Raw genomic sequence first — 14726 nt, 5'->3', positions numbered from 1 at the left:
CATGGACACCATCACGCTGAACGCTGCCGTGCGCCGCTTCCCGCTCCTCGGCCGCCCTCGGCCCGCCTGTCCGTCCCTCCCCGAACGGATTACCGAGATCGCCGAGATCGCCCAAACCGCCGAGTGCCAAGGCTCCGAGGGCATGGCCGAAGCCGCGCACGCTCTGAACAAGGCCGCGCTGCTGGCCAGCGACTGCGGCATGGCCGACTACGCCCGCGACCTGTGCTGGCGGCACATCGACGTCTACCGCACGGCCGGAGCACCTCTCACCGTGCTCCAGGCCAGGTACATGCTCGAACCCGTCATCAACCTCGCCCGGCTCCAGATCCGCGCCGACGCCGGACAGCAGGCCCTACGGCTGCTCGGCGCGGTGTACCAGGCCGTCACCGTCGGCGCCGATCTGCTCGTCGACGGGAACACGCTGCCGCTGGCCAACCTCATCGGCACCCGGCAGGAGCACCACAAACTCCGCGAGTGGGTCTGGCTGCAATATCTCGGGGATGGGATCCGCGCCCTGACCCTCGCCGGCCGATGGGATGACGCGGTCGCCCATGCCAGGACGAACAAGGGGATCGGCCTGCACCTTATGGAGGGACGGCAAGTCGTGATCATCGCCCACCTGCTCCATGGAGAACTGCCGCTGGCCCGGGCGGTCCTCGCGGACAGCACACCCACCCAACCGTGGGAGCGACAGGTCGCCTCCTGCCTGAACGTGATCTGCGCCGACCTGAACAGAGCATCGGCGGGTCAGGGAATCGCGGCGATGCTCGAACGCTTCGCCGAGCACACGCCGATGGCCGGCTACGCGGTCTTCCGGGTACGGCTCGGGCTCACCGTGGTCACCCTCGCCAGCGCCACCGAACCGAATGCGGCTGCGCACGTGCTCGCCCAGGTCGCTGCTGAAGCCATCGAGGCCGGCGACGGATACGCCGCCCGCGACGTGCTCGGCTACCGCAGCACGCTGACAGGACTGACGGGTGAGCACCGCGAGGCGCTGTCCGCGCTGGTGACCGGCTCTGGTCTGGGGTCCAGGACGCTGCCGGAGCCCCTGCTTGATTCGCTGGAGAACTCGGTGAAGGTCGCCGAAGAGACACTGACTGTTTCGACCTGTCCCGGGCGGCTTGATCGCTTCGTTACGGATGGAGGAAACGTGTCATGAGCAAGCCGAGAAACACCCTGCTGGGCGTGGGCGTTCGCAGCGGGCTGGAGGCGGAGTACCAGGCGCGCGCAGCGGTGGTCTACGTCCGTGACCCGGATGACGAGGACCAGGCGTCGGTGCGAGTGAGCCCGGCGCGGTGGAGCCGGTTCGTCGCCTCCGTCAAGGTGGGCCAGTTCGTCCCGCAGCAGGAAGGCGACGTGGTCACGATCACGATCGGCGATCTGTCGCACACCGGGGTGGTGCAGCGCCCGAGTTTCGTGACGACCAGTCGGCACACCTGGGAGGTCTTCGTAAAGGCCGTGAAGAATCGTGAATTCGATCAACTTGGCATCCAATGATCTTGGGGGGTCTGTTGGCCGCGATGCGGGACGTTGATGACGTGCCGGAACTGACGGCTGATGACCTGCGGGACATGTGTCAGACGCTCGTGTGTCTGCAGGAGGCCGTCGCCGGGGTGGTGGTGTGCGAGAACCGGTGTCCGCAAGGGCTGGTCACGGCCGGCCGCTCCAAGGCGTACCAACTCGCCCGTGACGGCGAGTTCCCCGTCCGCATCATCCGCATCGGCGACCTCTACCGGGTCTGCACTGCCGACCTCATGAAGGTTCTCGGGGTGGACACGGGCGGACGAGCGATCTGAAATCGGGGGCGTGTCCATGCCTTTCGGCTTGGGTGCGCTCCTTGGGTGTCTTGTCAGCGGTTAGCTGGCATCCGCTCTCTGACCGCGTATTCGCTGGCGCTACGGCACGAGCTTAAGCTCTGGCCGGTGATCCGGTAGGCCGATGAGTTCCCTAACGCGGGAAATCGGCCAGGCTAGCTCTTGCGCAAGCGCTGAAGCGGTGAGGTCGGTGGCGGTCGTCGCTAGTTCAAAAGCTTGGGCGAGCAGTACGGGTTGCTCACCTGGATATCCGGAGACAGGTTCGTTGTTGAAGCCAGGTTGTCCACGGAGCACGTTCAGTCTCTGGTAAGCGCGGCTGGCTGCAGAGTCCGAAAGCAGGCCGATTTCCCGGCACCTGTACAGCAACGACTCGACGGAAACTCCCCAGACCTGCCGGAGTTGCGCAAGACGCCTGAGGTCGACCCTTACAGGTAGGTCAGTGAGGATGCTGTCACGAGGAGTGAGGAACTCCGCAGCGAAGGCATCGGCTTCGCGTTCCTGCTGCGTGTCTCCCGCGGCAGTGTCGCCGTGAAGAACGAGGTGGCCCAGCTCATGAGCCGCTGTGAACCGGTGGCGGTAGATGTCATTGAACCGGTTCGGCGTCAACACCACGATCGGGCGGGGCAGGCTGGAGGTGGAGAAAGCATCCACGGTCACGGCATCTTCGTCTGCTTTGGGGAACGTGACAATGATCCCTCTGGACTCCATGCGGCGCACCAAGTGACTGATCGGACCGTTGCCGAGCCCCCAATGAGCACGCAATGCCTGAGCGGCGCTGACTGGATCACGGGGCAAGGCACTGCCTGGGTGGACTTCCCCTCCAGAGAACCCGGGGAGGTCGATGAAGGGCAGCTGAACTCGCTTTTCCAGTGCGTATGTGAGTTCCCAGACTTGCTCGACGAACGCCACCGCTTTGGCTCGCTGGTAGGCGCGGGTGGAACGGAGGCTGCGGAAGTGTGCCATCGAGCCGTCCAGCTTGCCGTGCGGGCGGCCAGGGAGGAAGAAGGCCGCGGGGACGGCAAGTACCTCGGAGATGAGGGGTATCAGGTCGGGGCGTGGTCTGGTCACGCCTGCCTCGTACTGGCCGACCGCTGCCGGGGAGACTCCGATGCGTTCGGCTACTTCCTTCTTGGTTAGTGCGGCCAGTTGGCGTGCCTGGGTTAGCCGCGTTCCGTCGAAAACTTCGGCTACAGCCTGTGGGCTTGGCGTCCGCCCTGTGGAAGTGTCGAAGCCTTGTAGGAGGCGGAGTTGCTTACTGTCCTTCATTGTTGGCTGTGTCCGGGGTGAGTGTCTGGGCTTCGCTTACCGGCGGGTACGATTCCGCGTGTTTCCGCTCGACTGGAGAACGAGGGGTCAACGACGGGGACGGCATCGCGCCCTGGTCGAACGCGGGAGCGTCCGATGGCGCAATCGGGCCTGCAAGAGAACCAGGGAGCCGGCCGCCTGGTGGAAGACCCTTGGCGAGCGGAATTTCCTCGCAGTGGTGCCAGCGCAGGTAGCCCGCTCTGTCGAGTAGTTCGGCCTCGCCCCACCATGCGTCCAGTAGGCCGGCCTTGGCGTTGCAGGCATAACCGACCAGTACCAGCTTGGTTCCCTCAGGCAGGTGAGAAAGCGCATCGGCAACGGGTGCTGCTGTCTGGTTGGAGGCTTCGGCATCGTCGAGGACGTCGAGGGCGAGCTGCTGGAGGGTCGGTTCGGGGCCGAATCGGCCGAAGAGTGCCTGGATCAGCGCCGAGGGCTTGTCATCGCTGATGCGAGCGTCCATCACGTTGACCGAACGGTCTTTGGCATAGCGGAAGGGGAACAGCAGCTTGCCGCTCAGCACGACGAGCTCGTGCTGAGAACCGATGGGCCTGACGATCTGCACGTCGCTCATGTCTTCGAAGGTTCTGGCGAGAGCCTCGAACTTCCGAGACATGAGCGTGAACCCGAATGGGTGAAGATGCCCGGTCTGCGCCACTTTCTGTGCGTCCTGGGCGTTCTCCATCGCGACCTGGAGGGCCTCGGCGACGCCCTGACGTACCAGAGCGGCACGTGTACCGAACGTGTCTCGGGCCCAGTTCGACAGCGGTGGCTCGACCGACATCGACTACCTCCAACGCGCTTTGCCTAGCAGCCGCCGATGGCCGGAGGCGCTTCATTTTCCAACACCATAATCCCATCAACGCTTCATGGGGCAACTTCCGGCGCTTTTGGTGCTGCTGCGTAGAGCGGCCCTAAGAGCCCAGGGCCTGCAAGACCGTGCAGGCGGGGGCGGGGGTCCTGGCCGGGCTAGGGGAGGGCCGATCGCTCGCTGGACCTCGGGTTCCGAGGTTCAAGCGGGTGCCGGGGCGGGTGATTTTTAGGGTTGCCTGGGGTTGCTAACGGTTACTTGATCGGGTTCAAACCACTAACGCCATGCTAACGAACGATCAAGGGCCTGATCACTGTCTCCAGTGATCAGGCCCTTGACCTGTGGTTTCCGAGTCGGGGTGGCGGGATTTGAACCCACGACCTCTTCGTCCCGAACGAAGCGCGCTGCCAAGCTGCGCTACACCCCGGTGGACCAAAGCGTTTCCGCCCTGTGCCTCGGCAAGTCTAGCGGACTTTGCGGATGGATGTGCCATCAGGCGCGACCGGGCGGCGTGGCACCAGGGTGAGCAGGGTCGCCTCGGGCGGGCACGAGAAGCGCACCGGGGCGTACGGCGAGGTGCCGAGGCCGGCGGAGACGTGCAGCCACGCGGCCTCGTGTCGGCTCAGCCCCTTCACCCGGGCCCGGTCGATGCCGCAGTTCGTCACGAGGGCGCCGTAGAACGGGATGCAGAGCTGGCCGCCGTGCGTGTGGCCGGCGAGCAGCAGCTGATATCCGTCCTCGGCGAAGCGTGACATGTTACGGGGCTCGGGTGAGTGCATGATGCCCAGCCGCAGGTCGGCGTCGACGGGTGCCGGGCCCGCGATCGTGTCGTAGCGGTCGCGGTCGATGTGGGAGTCATGGATGCCGCCCACATGGATGTCGAGATCGGCGACCTTCAGGCGGGCGGTGGCGTTGTTCATGTCCAGCCAGCCCCCCGCCGTCATCGCGGCTCCGAGCTCCTCCCACGGCAGGTTCGGCACCTTCTGGCGCACTTCCCCCTTCGACGTACGCCACAGGTAGCGGGCGGGGTTCTTCGGCTTCGGCGCGTAGAGGTCGTTCGACCCGTAGACGAACATGCCGGGCCGGTCGAGCAGGGGGGCCACGGCGTGCAGGTACGGCTCGATCGCGTCGGGGTGGGCCAGCGTGTCGCCGGTGTTGACCACGAGGTCGGGATTGAGCGCGGCGAGCGACCGCACCCACCTGAGCAGTCTGGTACGGCCGGGCGTGAGATGGAGGTCGGAGATGTGCAGGATCCGGATCGGACGCTGGCCGCGCGCGAGCACGGGCACGTCGAACCGGCGCAGCCGGAACCAGTTCCGTTCCACGACGGAGGCATAGCCGAGGCCGGCGATGCCGAGACCGAGGAGGGACAGCGGAACAGTGGCGGCTTTTCTCACACAGTCATCATGCCCGACGCCCGCTCCTCCTCCGGCTAACCTGGCGAGAATCGCACCGGCGGCACGGCAAGATGGATCGCATGAGTGCGTTGAAGGACAAGCTGAAGGGCGACCTCACGGCCTCGATGAAGGCCCGGGACGAGGTGCGCCTCCGCACGATCCGGATGGCCCTTGCCGCCATAAACATGGAGGAGGTCTCGGGCAAGGAGGCCCGCGAACTCTCCGACGACGAGGTCATCAAGGTGCTGACCCGCGAGGCGAAGAAGCGTCGTGAGGCGGCCGAGGCCTTCGCTGACGCCGGACGGGCGGAGAAGGCACAGGCGGAGCTGGACGAGCAGGCCGTGCTGGAGGACTACCTTCCCGCTCAGCTTTCCGACGAGGAGCTGAACCGGCTCGTGGAGGAGGCGATCGCGGAGAGCGGCGCCGCCGGTCCCAAGGCGATGGGCCAGGTCATGAAGGTCCTCACTCCGAAGGTCGCCGGACGGGCGGAGGGCGGCCGCGTCGCCCAGGCGGTCCGCGCCCGCCTAACCGCCTGAACCGCCTAACCGCCTGAACCGCCTAACCGCCTGAACCGCCTAACCGCCTGGACGGCCTTACCTCCTGACGTGCCGACGGGCCCTCTCCCCGGCCTCCGGCCGAGGGAGGGCCCGCGGCCCGCGAGACCCTTTACGCGATCAGTCGCCGAAGGGCGAGCCGTCAGGGGTGTAGATGTCGATCGGGCCGTCGCCGGGACCACGACCGCGGTCGTGGCCGTCGTCGTCTCCGTGGCCGGGCCGGTGTTCCTTCTTCGGCTTGGGCGCACACGACTGGGTGCAGCCGCCGAACCTCGACATGTCCGGCTTGACGAAGTCCGTGGCCGGGACGCCCTTGAGCGCGGCCAGGAACGTCTCCTTCCAGATCGGGCCGGGGATCGACGCCCCGAAGACCGAGCCGTACTGCCGTCCGCCGATCACGCGGCCGCTGAGCGGGTAGCGGACCGGTCCGCGGGGGTCGCCGAGGCTGACCGCGCCGGCCAGGTCCGGCGTGTATCCGGCGAACCACACGGTCCGCGACACGTCGCCGGTTCCGGTCTTGCCCGCCGCGTCCCGGCCGATGCCGCCGACTCCGGTCATCGTTCCCCTGGTGAACACGCCCTCGAGGATGTTGCTGGTCGCGTCGGCGATCTCCGGCTCGAGCACCTGCTTGCACTTGGGCTTGAACGAGGTGGCCTTGCCGAACCGGTCGACGATCTCGGTGATCGCCATCGGCGCGCAGAACTTGCCGCGCGCCCCGAGCGCCGCGTATGCGGAGGCGAGAGTCACCGGGTCCAGTTCGTTGGCGCCGAGGGTGAAGGTCTGGACTTCGTGGAGCGGTTGGCCGTCGGAGCGCTTGATGCCGAGGTCCTTGGCCGTCTTGACCACGTCACAGAGGCCGACCTTCCGTTCGAGCGTGAGGAAGAACGTGTTCACCGAACCCCACGTGCCGGTCTGCAGGCTCTTGAACCCGCCGCCGCCCTCGGCGTTGTGCAGGACCGCGCTCGGCTCGCCGACGTTCTGACCCTTGCAGTTCTTGAAGTCGGAGTAGGCGTTGGCCGCGAAGGTGCCGCCCACGCTGAAGCCGTCGCCGAACTTCATGCCCTCCTTGAGGGCGGTGACCAGGGTGAACACCTTCATGGTCGATCCGGCCTGGAAGCCGGTGCCGCCGCCGTGCAGGGAGTCGGCGACCACGTTGATCGACATTTCGTTCTTCTTGCGGTTCGTCCCGAACTTCCGGCTGGCCGCCATCGCCTTGATCGCGCCGGTGCCGGGTTCGACCAGGGCCTCGGAGGCGACCGGCTTGTCGGACGGGTGGACGTACTTCCTGATCGCCTTCTCGGCGGCCTTCTGCATCTTCCGGTCGAGGGTGGTCCTGATGGTGAGGCCGCCCCGGGCGAGGAACTGCTCCCGCGCCTTCTGCGTCTTGCCGAACTGCGTGTCGTGCAGGATCTCGTTGCGCACGTACAGGCAGAAGTAGGGGAACTCGCTCTCCTCGCAGCCGCCGGGGATCGGCTTGTCCTTGTAGCCCAGCTTCTTCGCCTTGGCCTCCGCGGCCTCCTGCTTAGTGATGATGTCCAGTTCGGCCATCCGGTCGAGGACGACGTTGCGCCGGGCGATGAGGCGGTCGCGGAACGACTTGCCCCGGTTGGGGTCGGTGGCGTTGGGATCCTGTACGGCTCCGGCCAGCGTCGCCGCCTCGGAGAGGGTCAACTGGGAGGCGTGCTTGCCGAAGAAGCGCTTGGACGCGGCCTCGACGCCGTAGGCGCTGGCGCCGAAGTACGCGATGTTGAGGTACCGGTTGAGGATCTCGTCCTTGGAGTACTTCTGCTCGATCGCGATCGCGTACCGGATCTCGTTGAGCTTGCGGCCGACTGTCGGGGCGACCGCGGCCGCCTTCTCCTCGTCGGTCTCGGCCTTGTTGTACAGGACCTGCTTGACGTACTGCTGGGTGATGGAGGAGCCGCCCTGGGTGACCCCGCCGGTCGTGAAGTTCTTGACCATGGCTCGGGTCGTGCCCTCGATGTCCAGCGGGCCGTGCTTGTAGAAGCGGAAGTCCTCGATGGCCACGATGGCCTCTCGCATGATCGGCGCGATCTTGTCCAGGGTGACGGACTCCCGGTTCTCGTAGTAGAACTGGGCGATCGGCTTGCCGTCCGAGTCGAGCAGGGTGGTCTTCTCGGGCAGCGGAGGCTCGTCGAGCTTCTCCGGCCCGATGTGCAGAGCGTCGATGCCGGACTTGGCCGTCATGCCGGCCCCGCCGACGGCGGGCAACGCGATCGCGGCCGTCAGCACGCCCGCCACCGCGGCTGCGGCGGCGAGTTTGAGGACGTTGCCTGCGGCGGACCCTACGCCTTTACCTTGAGCTTGCACGGGTCCAAGCCTACGTCGAAGTCAAGCGTCTCCCGGCATCGGCTCAACGGACGTCCACCACACTTTCACTGGGGGACTAGTCATTCCCGGCCACATGGCCTGACTTGACCATGTGGGAATTTGGTCCCCCCGGGGACTGTCGGCTCAATCGTCTCGTTGCGTACGTTCTCCTCTGCGGCAACTGCAAACCAGGAGGCTCGACGCCCGCGCCCGTCGGCCGAAACGACGACTGACCACCTAAGGGGAGTGGGGTCGAACATGTGGATCACGGATTGGACCTCCCGTGCTGCCTGCCGAGGAGTGGATCCTGACGCGCTCTTCGTGCAAGGCGCCGCTCAGAACCGCGCGAAGATGATCTGCCGGGGATGCCCTGTCCGTACGGAGTGCCTCGCCGACGCGCTGGACCACCGCATCGAGTTCGGCGTCTGGGGCGGGATGACGGAACGGGAACGCCGCGCGCTGCTGAGGCGCCGGCCTGAGGTGACTTCCTGGCGCGAACTGCTCGAGGCGGCCAAGGAAGAGTACGAGCGAGCCAACGAACTCATCGCCGGCTGACCCGCCGCGATCGGGCCGGACAGCCGAGAAGGCCGAACAGGCCGCGCGGTTCGCGCCCGATCAGTTCGATGACAGAAGCTGCCCGATCTGGCGGAGACCCGCCAGATCGTGCACGTCCTCCGGCATCGCGGGAACCCGGGTCACCGGGACCATCGGGTGGGCCGAGGTGAAGTGCTCCTGCTCCCGCTCCTCGCGGGCGGCGAGCTGCATCCGTCCCGCGTGCAGTCGCAGCACGGCAGAGGTCAGCGCATGCTCGCCTCTGGCTTCCAGCTCTTCGGCCGCCGCGCAGCTGCGGGCCGCCGACAGCGAGGCCGCCGACGTGCGGTGCACCCGGTTGACGACCAACCCGGCGAGCGGCATGCCCTCCTCGGCCAGTCGTTCCACGAAGTAGGACGCCTCGCGCATCGCGTCGCGCTCCGGCGCGGCCACCACCAGGAAGGCCGTGCCCGGTGCCTGCAGCAGCCGGTACGTCTGCTCGGCTCGCTGGCGGAAGCCGCCGAAGACGGCGTCGAGCGCGGACACGAACATCTGGATGTCCTTGAGCACCTGGGCCCCCAGGACCTTGGTCAATATTCCGGCGACCATGCCGAAGCCCGCGTTGAGCAGTTTGAACGCGCTGCGGCCGCCGACCTTGGCCGGGGCCATGAGGATGCGGATCAGCCGCCCGTCGAGAAACCGGCCGAGCCTTTCGGGAGCGTCGAGGAAGTCGAGCGCCGACCGCGAGGGCGGCGTGTCCACCACGATCAGATCCCAGTCGCCGGAGCGGCGGAGCTGGCCGAGCTTCTCCATCGCCATGTATTCCTGAGTGCCGGAGAAGCTGGATGACAGCGACTGATAAAAGGGATTTGTCAGGATCTGCTGGGCCCGTTCGGGGTCGGCGTGCGCCTCGATGATCTCATCGAAGGTCCGCTTCATGTCGAGCATCATCGCGTGCAGCTCACCCCCTTCCCGGCCGGCACCGTCCAGATCGCAGCCGTCGACCCGGCGCGGGGTGTTGTCGAGCTCGCTGAGGCCCATGGCCTGGGCCAGCCGCTTGGCGGGGTCCACCGTCAGCACGACCACGGATCGCCCGCGCTCGGCGGCCCGAAGCCCCAGAGCCGCCGCCGTCGTGGTCTTGCCGACGCCGCCCGCCCCGCAGCACACGATGATCCGGGTGCCGGAATCATCCAGAATCGCGTCGATGTCCAGCGACGGAGCCGTCCTGGTCACAGCCCAACCTCTCCCATGCGCCCGCTCTCATGAGCACTCATGCCGCGCCCCGCGTGCGCAGGGCGTCGGCGAGCTCGTACAGCCCGGCCAGGTCGGCCCCGTCGGGCAGCAGCGGCAGGTCGTAGCACGGCGTCCCGACGGAGGCGAGCGTCCGACGCTCGCGGTTCTCCAACTCGACGCGCTGGGCGTGCTCGGCGATCTCCCTGGCCAGGGCCTCGGCCAGCGGCCCGGCGTCGCGTTCCGCCAGCCCGGTCGCCTTCAGCCCGACCGCGAGCTCCGCCGTGTCGAACCGCTTGTGGAAGGCGGCCTCCAGCACCGGGTCGGGCAGGCCCGCGGGCCGGACCATGTTGATGAAGATCCCGCCCACCGGCAGCTTGGTCTCGCGCAGTTCGGCGATGCCGTCGAGGGTCTCCTGGACCGGCATCTCCTCTAATAACGTCACGAAGTGCACCGCGGTCTCCGGCGAGGTGAAGACGCCCCGCACCAGGTCGGCGTGGTGACGGATGGGACCGACCCTGGCCAGCCCCGCGACCTCCTGGGTGACGTTGAGGAAGCGCACGATCCGTCCGGTCGGCGGCGCGTCCATCACCACGGCGTCGTACACCCGCCTGCCGGTCCGGGGATCGCGTCGCCGTACGGCCTCGCTGGTCTTGCCGGTGACCAGGACGTCGCGCAGGCCGGGCGCGATGGTCGTGGCGAAGTCGACCACGCCGATCCGGGTCAGCGCCTTGCCCATGCGCTTCATGCCGTAGAACATCTCGAGGTAGTCGAGCATGGCCGCTTCGGGATCGATCGCCAGCGCGTAGACGTCCCCGCCGTCCGGAGCCACCGCGATCTTCCGCTCCTCGTACGGCAGCGGCGGCAGATCGAAGACCTGGGCGATGCCCTGACGGCCCTCCACCTCCACCAGCAGGACCTTGCGCCCCCCGGCGGCCAGGGCGAGCGCGAACGCGGCCGCGATGGTGGTCTTACCCGTCCCGCCCTTCCCGCTCACGACGTGCAGTCGCACGCCGTCCCAGTCGGTGTCCCGAGCGTCCCGAGTGCCCATGCTTGGAAGGCTACCCAAGCGTCATGCGGAGATTCGCGGCGGTCACCGCCGTACGTGTCAAGGCGCGGGTTGCGGTACGGCCCGGCCCCCGATTGGGTATGGAGTGCCTTACTACCACCACCGCTCATCCGGCATTCGGCATTCGGTGAAGGAGGTACCGGCCATGGAGTCGGTGCTGTCAGCGTTAATCGTCATCCTGGGCGTCGCCCTGCTCGTCGCCGTGGCCCGTGGCGTACGCGTGGTCCAGCAGTACGAGACGGGCATCGTCTTCCGGCTCGGCCGGATCCAGTCCAACGTACGCGGCCCCGGCCTGCACCTGATCGTGCCGATCGTCGATCGGATGCAGAAGGTGAACATGCAGATCGTCGCGATGGGGGTGCCGGCGCAGGACGGCATCACCCGTGACAACGTCTCGGTCCGGGTCGACGCGGTGGTCTACTTCCGCGTGATCGACCCGATCAAAGCGGTCGTCAACGTGCAGAACTACCTGTTCGCCGTTTCGCAGGTGGCCCAGACGTCGCTGCGTTCGGTGATCGGCCAGTCTGAGCTCGACCATCTCCTGTCCGACCGCGACGCGCTCAACGCCAGGCTCAGGGCGGTGATCGACGAGCCGACCGAGGGCCCGTGGGGCATCCGCATCGAACGGGTGGAGATCAAGGATGTGGCGCTGCCGGAAGGCATGAAGCGCTCGATGTCGCGCCAGGCCGAGGCCGAGCGGGAGCGGCGGGCCCGCATCATCACCGCCGACGGCGAGTTCCAGGCATCCAAGCGGCTCGCCGCCGCGGCGCGGCAGATGTCGTCCGATCCGGCCGCGCTGCAGCTGCGCATGCTGCAGACGGTGGTGGAGGTGGCCGCCGAGAAGAACAGCACACTCGTCATGCCGCTGCCCGTCGAGATGCTGCGTTTCTTCGACCGGCTGGCCGCCGCCCCGGCGGGCGCGACCCCGTCGGCCGCCGCGGACTCCACTGTCGACTCCACCGGCGACGGGTCGACACCGCAGGAGCAGGAGCAGGAGCCGGAGCCGGTGGAGGAGGCGATCCAGGAGCTTCCCTCCATCGAGTCGCCGGACATCTCGCTCGCCGGCCCGCGGATCGAGCCGCCCGCGTGGCACCGTACGGCCGACGGCGGAGGGGCGTGATCCCACCCACGCAAATTCCTCGCAGGCTCGGAATTCCGCGGGGCCCGCGCTCGATACTCTTGGCCCCATGACCAAATGGGAGTACGTCACGGTGCCGCTGCTCGTGCACGCCACGAAGCAGATATTGGATAACTGGGGTGAGGACGGCTGGGAGCTGGTCTCGGTCATCCCCGGTCCCAACCCTGAGCAGCTGGTCGCCTACATGAAGCGGGCCAAGTCATGAGCGCGCCGACCCCGGAAGAGCGCCTCGCCGAGCTCGGGCTGACCCTGCCCGAGGTCGCGACCCCGCTGGCCGCGTACGTGCCCGCGCTGAGGACGGGCGACTACGTGTACACCTCCGGCCAGCTTCCCGTGGTCGACGGCAAGCTCGCCGTCACCGGCAAGGTCGGGGCCGAGGTCTCGGCCGAGGACGCCAAGGAACTGGCCCGCATCTGCGCGCTCAACGCGCTGGCGGCCGTGAAGTCCGTGGTCGGCGACCTGTCCAAGGTCGTACGGATCGTGAAGGTCGTCGGCTTCGTGGCGAGCGCACCCGACTTCACCGGGCAGCCGGTGGTCGTGAACGGCGCGAGCGAACTGCTCGGAGAAGTCCTCGGTGACGCGGGCCGGCACGCGAGAAGCGCGGTGGGGGTGGCCTCCCTGCCCCTCGACGCCTCCGTCGAGGTGGAGGTCATCGCCGAGGTCCGCTGACCCGGACGGGCTGGACTTCACGGACTTCCACCTTCAGGGTTCGAGAGGGGGCGCGGGCGGGACTGGCATTGCGTCAGTCGGGACATATGCGGAAATATCGGGACGGTTAACCGAATCTCGTTCTGCTGGGAGATGGGGACCGTATGAGGATCCCGCTGCCGGGCGAGCTCGGGGAGCGGGCTCGCGATGTCCTCGCCGGCCGTGTCGCCCCCGTCCGCGCCCGTGACGCCGCCACCGTCGTCCTGCTCCGCGACGCCCCCCTGGAGGCGTACCTGCTGCGCCGCACGGCGACGATGGCCTTCGCCGCGGGGGCGTACGTGTTCCCCGGGGGCTCGGTGGACCCCCGCGACTCCGATCACGCCGTGGCGTGGGCGGGGCCCGCACCGGCCGAGTGGGGAGAGATCCTCCGCGCCGACGAGGCCGTGGCCCGCGGCCTGGTGTGCGCCGCCGTACGGGAGACCTTCGAGGAGTCCGGGGTCCTGCTCGCCGGGCCCGACGCCGCGACGGTCGTGGCCGACACGACCGGGGACGACTGGGAGGCCGACCGCCTGGCCTTGATCGGGCGGACGCTCTCGTTCGCCGAGTTCCTCGACCGCCGCGGGCTCGTGCTCAGGTCCGACCTGCTCAAGGCGTGGGCGCACTGGATCACCCCGGAGATCGAGCCCAGGCGGTACGACACGCGGTTCTTCGTGGCGGCGCTCCCGCCCGGCCAGCGGACCCGTGACGTGGGCGGCGAGGCGGACAAGGTCGCCTGGCTGAGCCCACGGTCCGCCCTGGCCGGCGCCGCGGCGGGCGAGGTGTTCCTCCTGCCGCCGACCCATCGCACGTTGCAGGAGATATCGGCATTCGACGCGATCGACGGGGTGTTCGCGGCCGAGCGGAGCATCAGCACCGTGCAGCCCGCCGCCGTGGAGGTGGACGGACAGGTCGTCCTGGACGTCTCTGAGGACTCTGAGGACTCTGAGGTCTCTGAGGTCTCTGACGGCTTTGACGGGCCAGAGGGCTCAGCGGACGAGGAGGAGACGAGGCCATGAGCGGCCTGCGCATACCCGTGGACGGGCCGGACGGCTCGGGTACGGCCCGGGCGACCAACGTCCTGGCGCCCAACGCGTCGCCGATGACGCTCGACGGCACGAACACCTGGGTTCTCGGCCGGGGAGAGAGCGTGCTCGTCGTGGACCCGGGGCCGGACGACGACGCCCACCTCAGGCGGGTGGCCGACCACCTCGGCGAGCGACGGGTGGCAGCCGTCCTGCTCACGCACGGCCACCCCGATCACAGCGGCGGCGCCGCGAGGTTCGCGGAGATGGTCGGCGCCCCGGTCCGGGCCCTCGATCCCCGGCACCGGCTGGGAGACGAGGGCCTGAACGACGGCGACGTCCTCGCCGTCGACGGCCTGGAGGTCCGGGTGGTCGGCACCCCCGGCCACTCGTTCGACTCGCTCTGCTTCTGGCTGGCGCAGGATCGGGCGATGCTCACCGGGGACACCATCCTCGGCCGGGGCACCACGGTGATCGCTCCCGACGGGAACCTCGCCGACTATCTGCGCAGCCTCGACAAGCTGAGGTGGAGCGCCGAGATGCTGGAGGCCGAGGCGCTGTTGCCCGGGCACGGGCCGATGCTGCCCGACCCGATCGGGAAGATCGACGAGTACATCGCCCACCGGCGGCAGCGCCTGGACCAGATCCGCCAGGCCATCCGGCATGGGGCGAGGGATGCCGGGGAGATCGTCGAGATCGTCTACGCGGACGTCGGCGAATCGCTGCGGGCGGCCGCCGAGGCGTCCGTCGCGGCCCAGCTCGACTACCTCAAGAACCTTTGAACTCCTCTCCAGCATGAATGCTGGAGATTCTTCCCGTCACCGAGGTGCGGGGGTTCGC

General features: G+C 68.0%; 16 protein-coding genes and 1 tRNA gene. 10 read left to right on the top strand and 7 right to left on the bottom strand.

What is annotated here, in order from left to right; translation table 11 throughout:
• Window position 1: 1 nt before the first annotated feature.
• Genes ACFHYQ_RS07650 through ACFHYQ_RS07640 form a run of 3 tightly spaced genes read left to right on the top strand, consistent with a single transcriptional unit; the run spans window position 2 to window position 1796 of the window.
• A complete protein-coding gene (locus tag ACFHYQ_RS07650; RefSeq protein ID WP_394300383.1) occupies window positions 2–1159 on the top strand; it encodes a hypothetical protein in 1158 nt (385 codons plus the stop codon).
• Window positions 1156–1497: a DUF397 domain-containing protein gene (locus ACFHYQ_RS07645; RefSeq protein WP_394300382.1), complete on the top strand. Its 342-nt coding sequence runs from the start codon at window positions 1156–1158 to the stop codon at window positions 1495–1497. Before ACFHYQ_RS07650 ends, ACFHYQ_RS07645 begins: the two co-directional genes overlap by 4 nt.
• A gap of 23 nt (window positions 1498–1520) precedes the next feature.
• Window positions 1521–1796 carry a hypothetical protein gene (locus ACFHYQ_RS07640; protein WP_394300381.1) on the top strand — a complete coding sequence of 92 codons (276 nt, stop codon included), beginning with the start codon at window positions 1521–1523 and terminating at the stop codon, window positions 1794–1796.
• 99 nt (window positions 1797–1895) lie between these two features.
• Here the strand turns inward: ACFHYQ_RS07640 and ACFHYQ_RS07635 are convergent, their stop codons facing one another.
• From ACFHYQ_RS07635 to ACFHYQ_RS07620, 4 genes are all read right to left on the bottom strand, one after another.
• On the bottom strand, window positions 1896–3080 hold the full coding sequence (locus ACFHYQ_RS07635; protein ID WP_394300380.1) for a helix-turn-helix domain-containing protein: 1185 nt from the start codon (window positions 3078–3080) through the stop codon (window positions 1896–1898).
• A complete protein-coding gene (locus ACFHYQ_RS07630) occupies window positions 3067–3900 on the bottom strand; it encodes a hypothetical protein (protein ID WP_394300379.1) in 834 nt (277 codons plus the stop codon). Before ACFHYQ_RS07630 ends, ACFHYQ_RS07635 begins: the two co-directional genes overlap by 14 nt.
• Window positions 3901–4280: 380 nt before the next feature.
• Window positions 4281–4354 (bottom strand) — tRNA-Pro (locus tag ACFHYQ_RS07625).
• A gap of 37 nt (window positions 4355–4391) precedes the next feature.
• On the bottom strand, window positions 4392–5324 hold the full coding sequence (locus ACFHYQ_RS07620; protein ID WP_394300378.1) for a metallophosphoesterase: 933 nt from the start codon (window positions 5322–5324) through the stop codon (window positions 4392–4394).
• 80 nt (window positions 5325–5404) lie between these two features.
• Here ACFHYQ_RS07620 and ACFHYQ_RS07615 point away from each other — a divergent pair, with 80 nt between their 5' ends.
• Window positions 5405–5860 (top strand): GatB/YqeY domain-containing protein, encoded by a 456-nt coding sequence (locus tag ACFHYQ_RS07615; protein ID WP_394300377.1) that lies wholly within the window; start codon window positions 5405–5407, stop codon window positions 5858–5860.
• Window positions 5861–5998: 138 nt separating this feature from the next.
• On the opposite strand, the gene ACFHYQ_RS07610 is transcribed toward ACFHYQ_RS07615, so the two are convergent.
• Window positions 5999–8209 carry a transglycosylase domain-containing protein gene (locus tag ACFHYQ_RS07610; protein ID WP_394300376.1) on the bottom strand — a complete coding sequence of 737 codons (2211 nt, stop codon included), beginning with the start codon at window positions 8207–8209 and terminating at the stop codon, window positions 5999–6001.
• 258 nt (window positions 8210–8467) lie between these two features.
• Here ACFHYQ_RS07610 and ACFHYQ_RS07605 point away from each other — a divergent pair, with 258 nt between their 5' ends.
• Window positions 8468–8764 carry a WhiB family transcriptional regulator gene (locus tag ACFHYQ_RS07605; RefSeq protein WP_394300375.1) on the top strand — a complete coding sequence of 99 codons (297 nt, stop codon included), beginning with the start codon at window positions 8468–8470 and terminating at the stop codon, window positions 8762–8764.
• 60 nt (window positions 8765–8824) lie between these two features.
• Here ACFHYQ_RS07605 and bagB read toward each other — a convergent pair whose 3' ends face one another.
• Together bagB and bagA are read right to left on the bottom strand one after the other, a co-directional pair.
• Window positions 8825–9973 carry an ATPase BagB gene (gene bagB / locus ACFHYQ_RS07600; protein WP_394300374.1) on the bottom strand — a complete coding sequence of 383 codons (1149 nt, stop codon included), beginning with the start codon at window positions 9971–9973 and terminating at the stop codon, window positions 8825–8827.
• 37 nt (window positions 9974–10010) lie between these two features.
• Window positions 10011–11021 (bottom strand): ATPase BagA, encoded by a 1011-nt coding sequence (gene bagA / locus ACFHYQ_RS07595; protein WP_394300373.1) that lies wholly within the window; start codon window positions 11019–11021, stop codon window positions 10011–10013.
• Between the two features lie 163 nt (window positions 11022–11184).
• Between bagA and ACFHYQ_RS07590 the strand changes: the two genes are divergently transcribed.
• From ACFHYQ_RS07590 to ACFHYQ_RS07570, 5 genes are all read left to right on the top strand, one after another.
• Window positions 11185–12159 carry a slipin family protein gene (locus ACFHYQ_RS07590; RefSeq protein WP_394300372.1) on the top strand — a complete coding sequence of 325 codons (975 nt, stop codon included), beginning with the start codon at window positions 11185–11187 and terminating at the stop codon, window positions 12157–12159.
• Window positions 12160–12226: 67 nt separating this feature from the next.
• Window positions 12227–12382 (top strand): Sp36 family protein, encoded by a 156-nt coding sequence (sp36, locus tag ACFHYQ_RS07585; RefSeq protein WP_152990300.1) that lies wholly within the window; start codon window positions 12227–12229, stop codon window positions 12380–12382.
• Window positions 12379–12846, top strand: coding sequence for a RidA family protein (locus ACFHYQ_RS07580; RefSeq protein ID WP_394300371.1), 468 nt, complete (start codon window positions 12379–12381; stop codon window positions 12844–12846). The genes sp36 and ACFHYQ_RS07580 overlap by 4 nt, the downstream gene beginning before the upstream one ends.
• A 143-nt stretch (window positions 12847–12989) precedes the next feature.
• Entirely contained in the window at window positions 12990–13880 is an 891-nt protein-coding gene (locus tag ACFHYQ_RS07575) for an NUDIX hydrolase (RefSeq protein ID WP_394300370.1), read from the top strand.
• A complete protein-coding gene (locus tag ACFHYQ_RS07570) occupies window positions 13877–14668 on the top strand; it encodes an MBL fold metallo-hydrolase (protein ID WP_394300369.1) in 792 nt (263 codons plus the stop codon). Before ACFHYQ_RS07575 ends, ACFHYQ_RS07570 begins: the two co-directional genes overlap by 4 nt.
• Window positions 14669–14726 lie beyond the last annotated feature (58 nt).

This window comes from Sphaerimonospora cavernae (genome assembly GCF_042435035.1).
GTDB classification, from domain to species: Bacteria; Actinomycetota; Actinomycetes; order Streptosporangiales; family Streptosporangiaceae; genus Sphaerimonospora; species Sphaerimonospora cavernae.
Note: the sequence above shows the minus strand (reverse complement) of the source record. Positions and strands in the feature narration are given on the sequence as shown.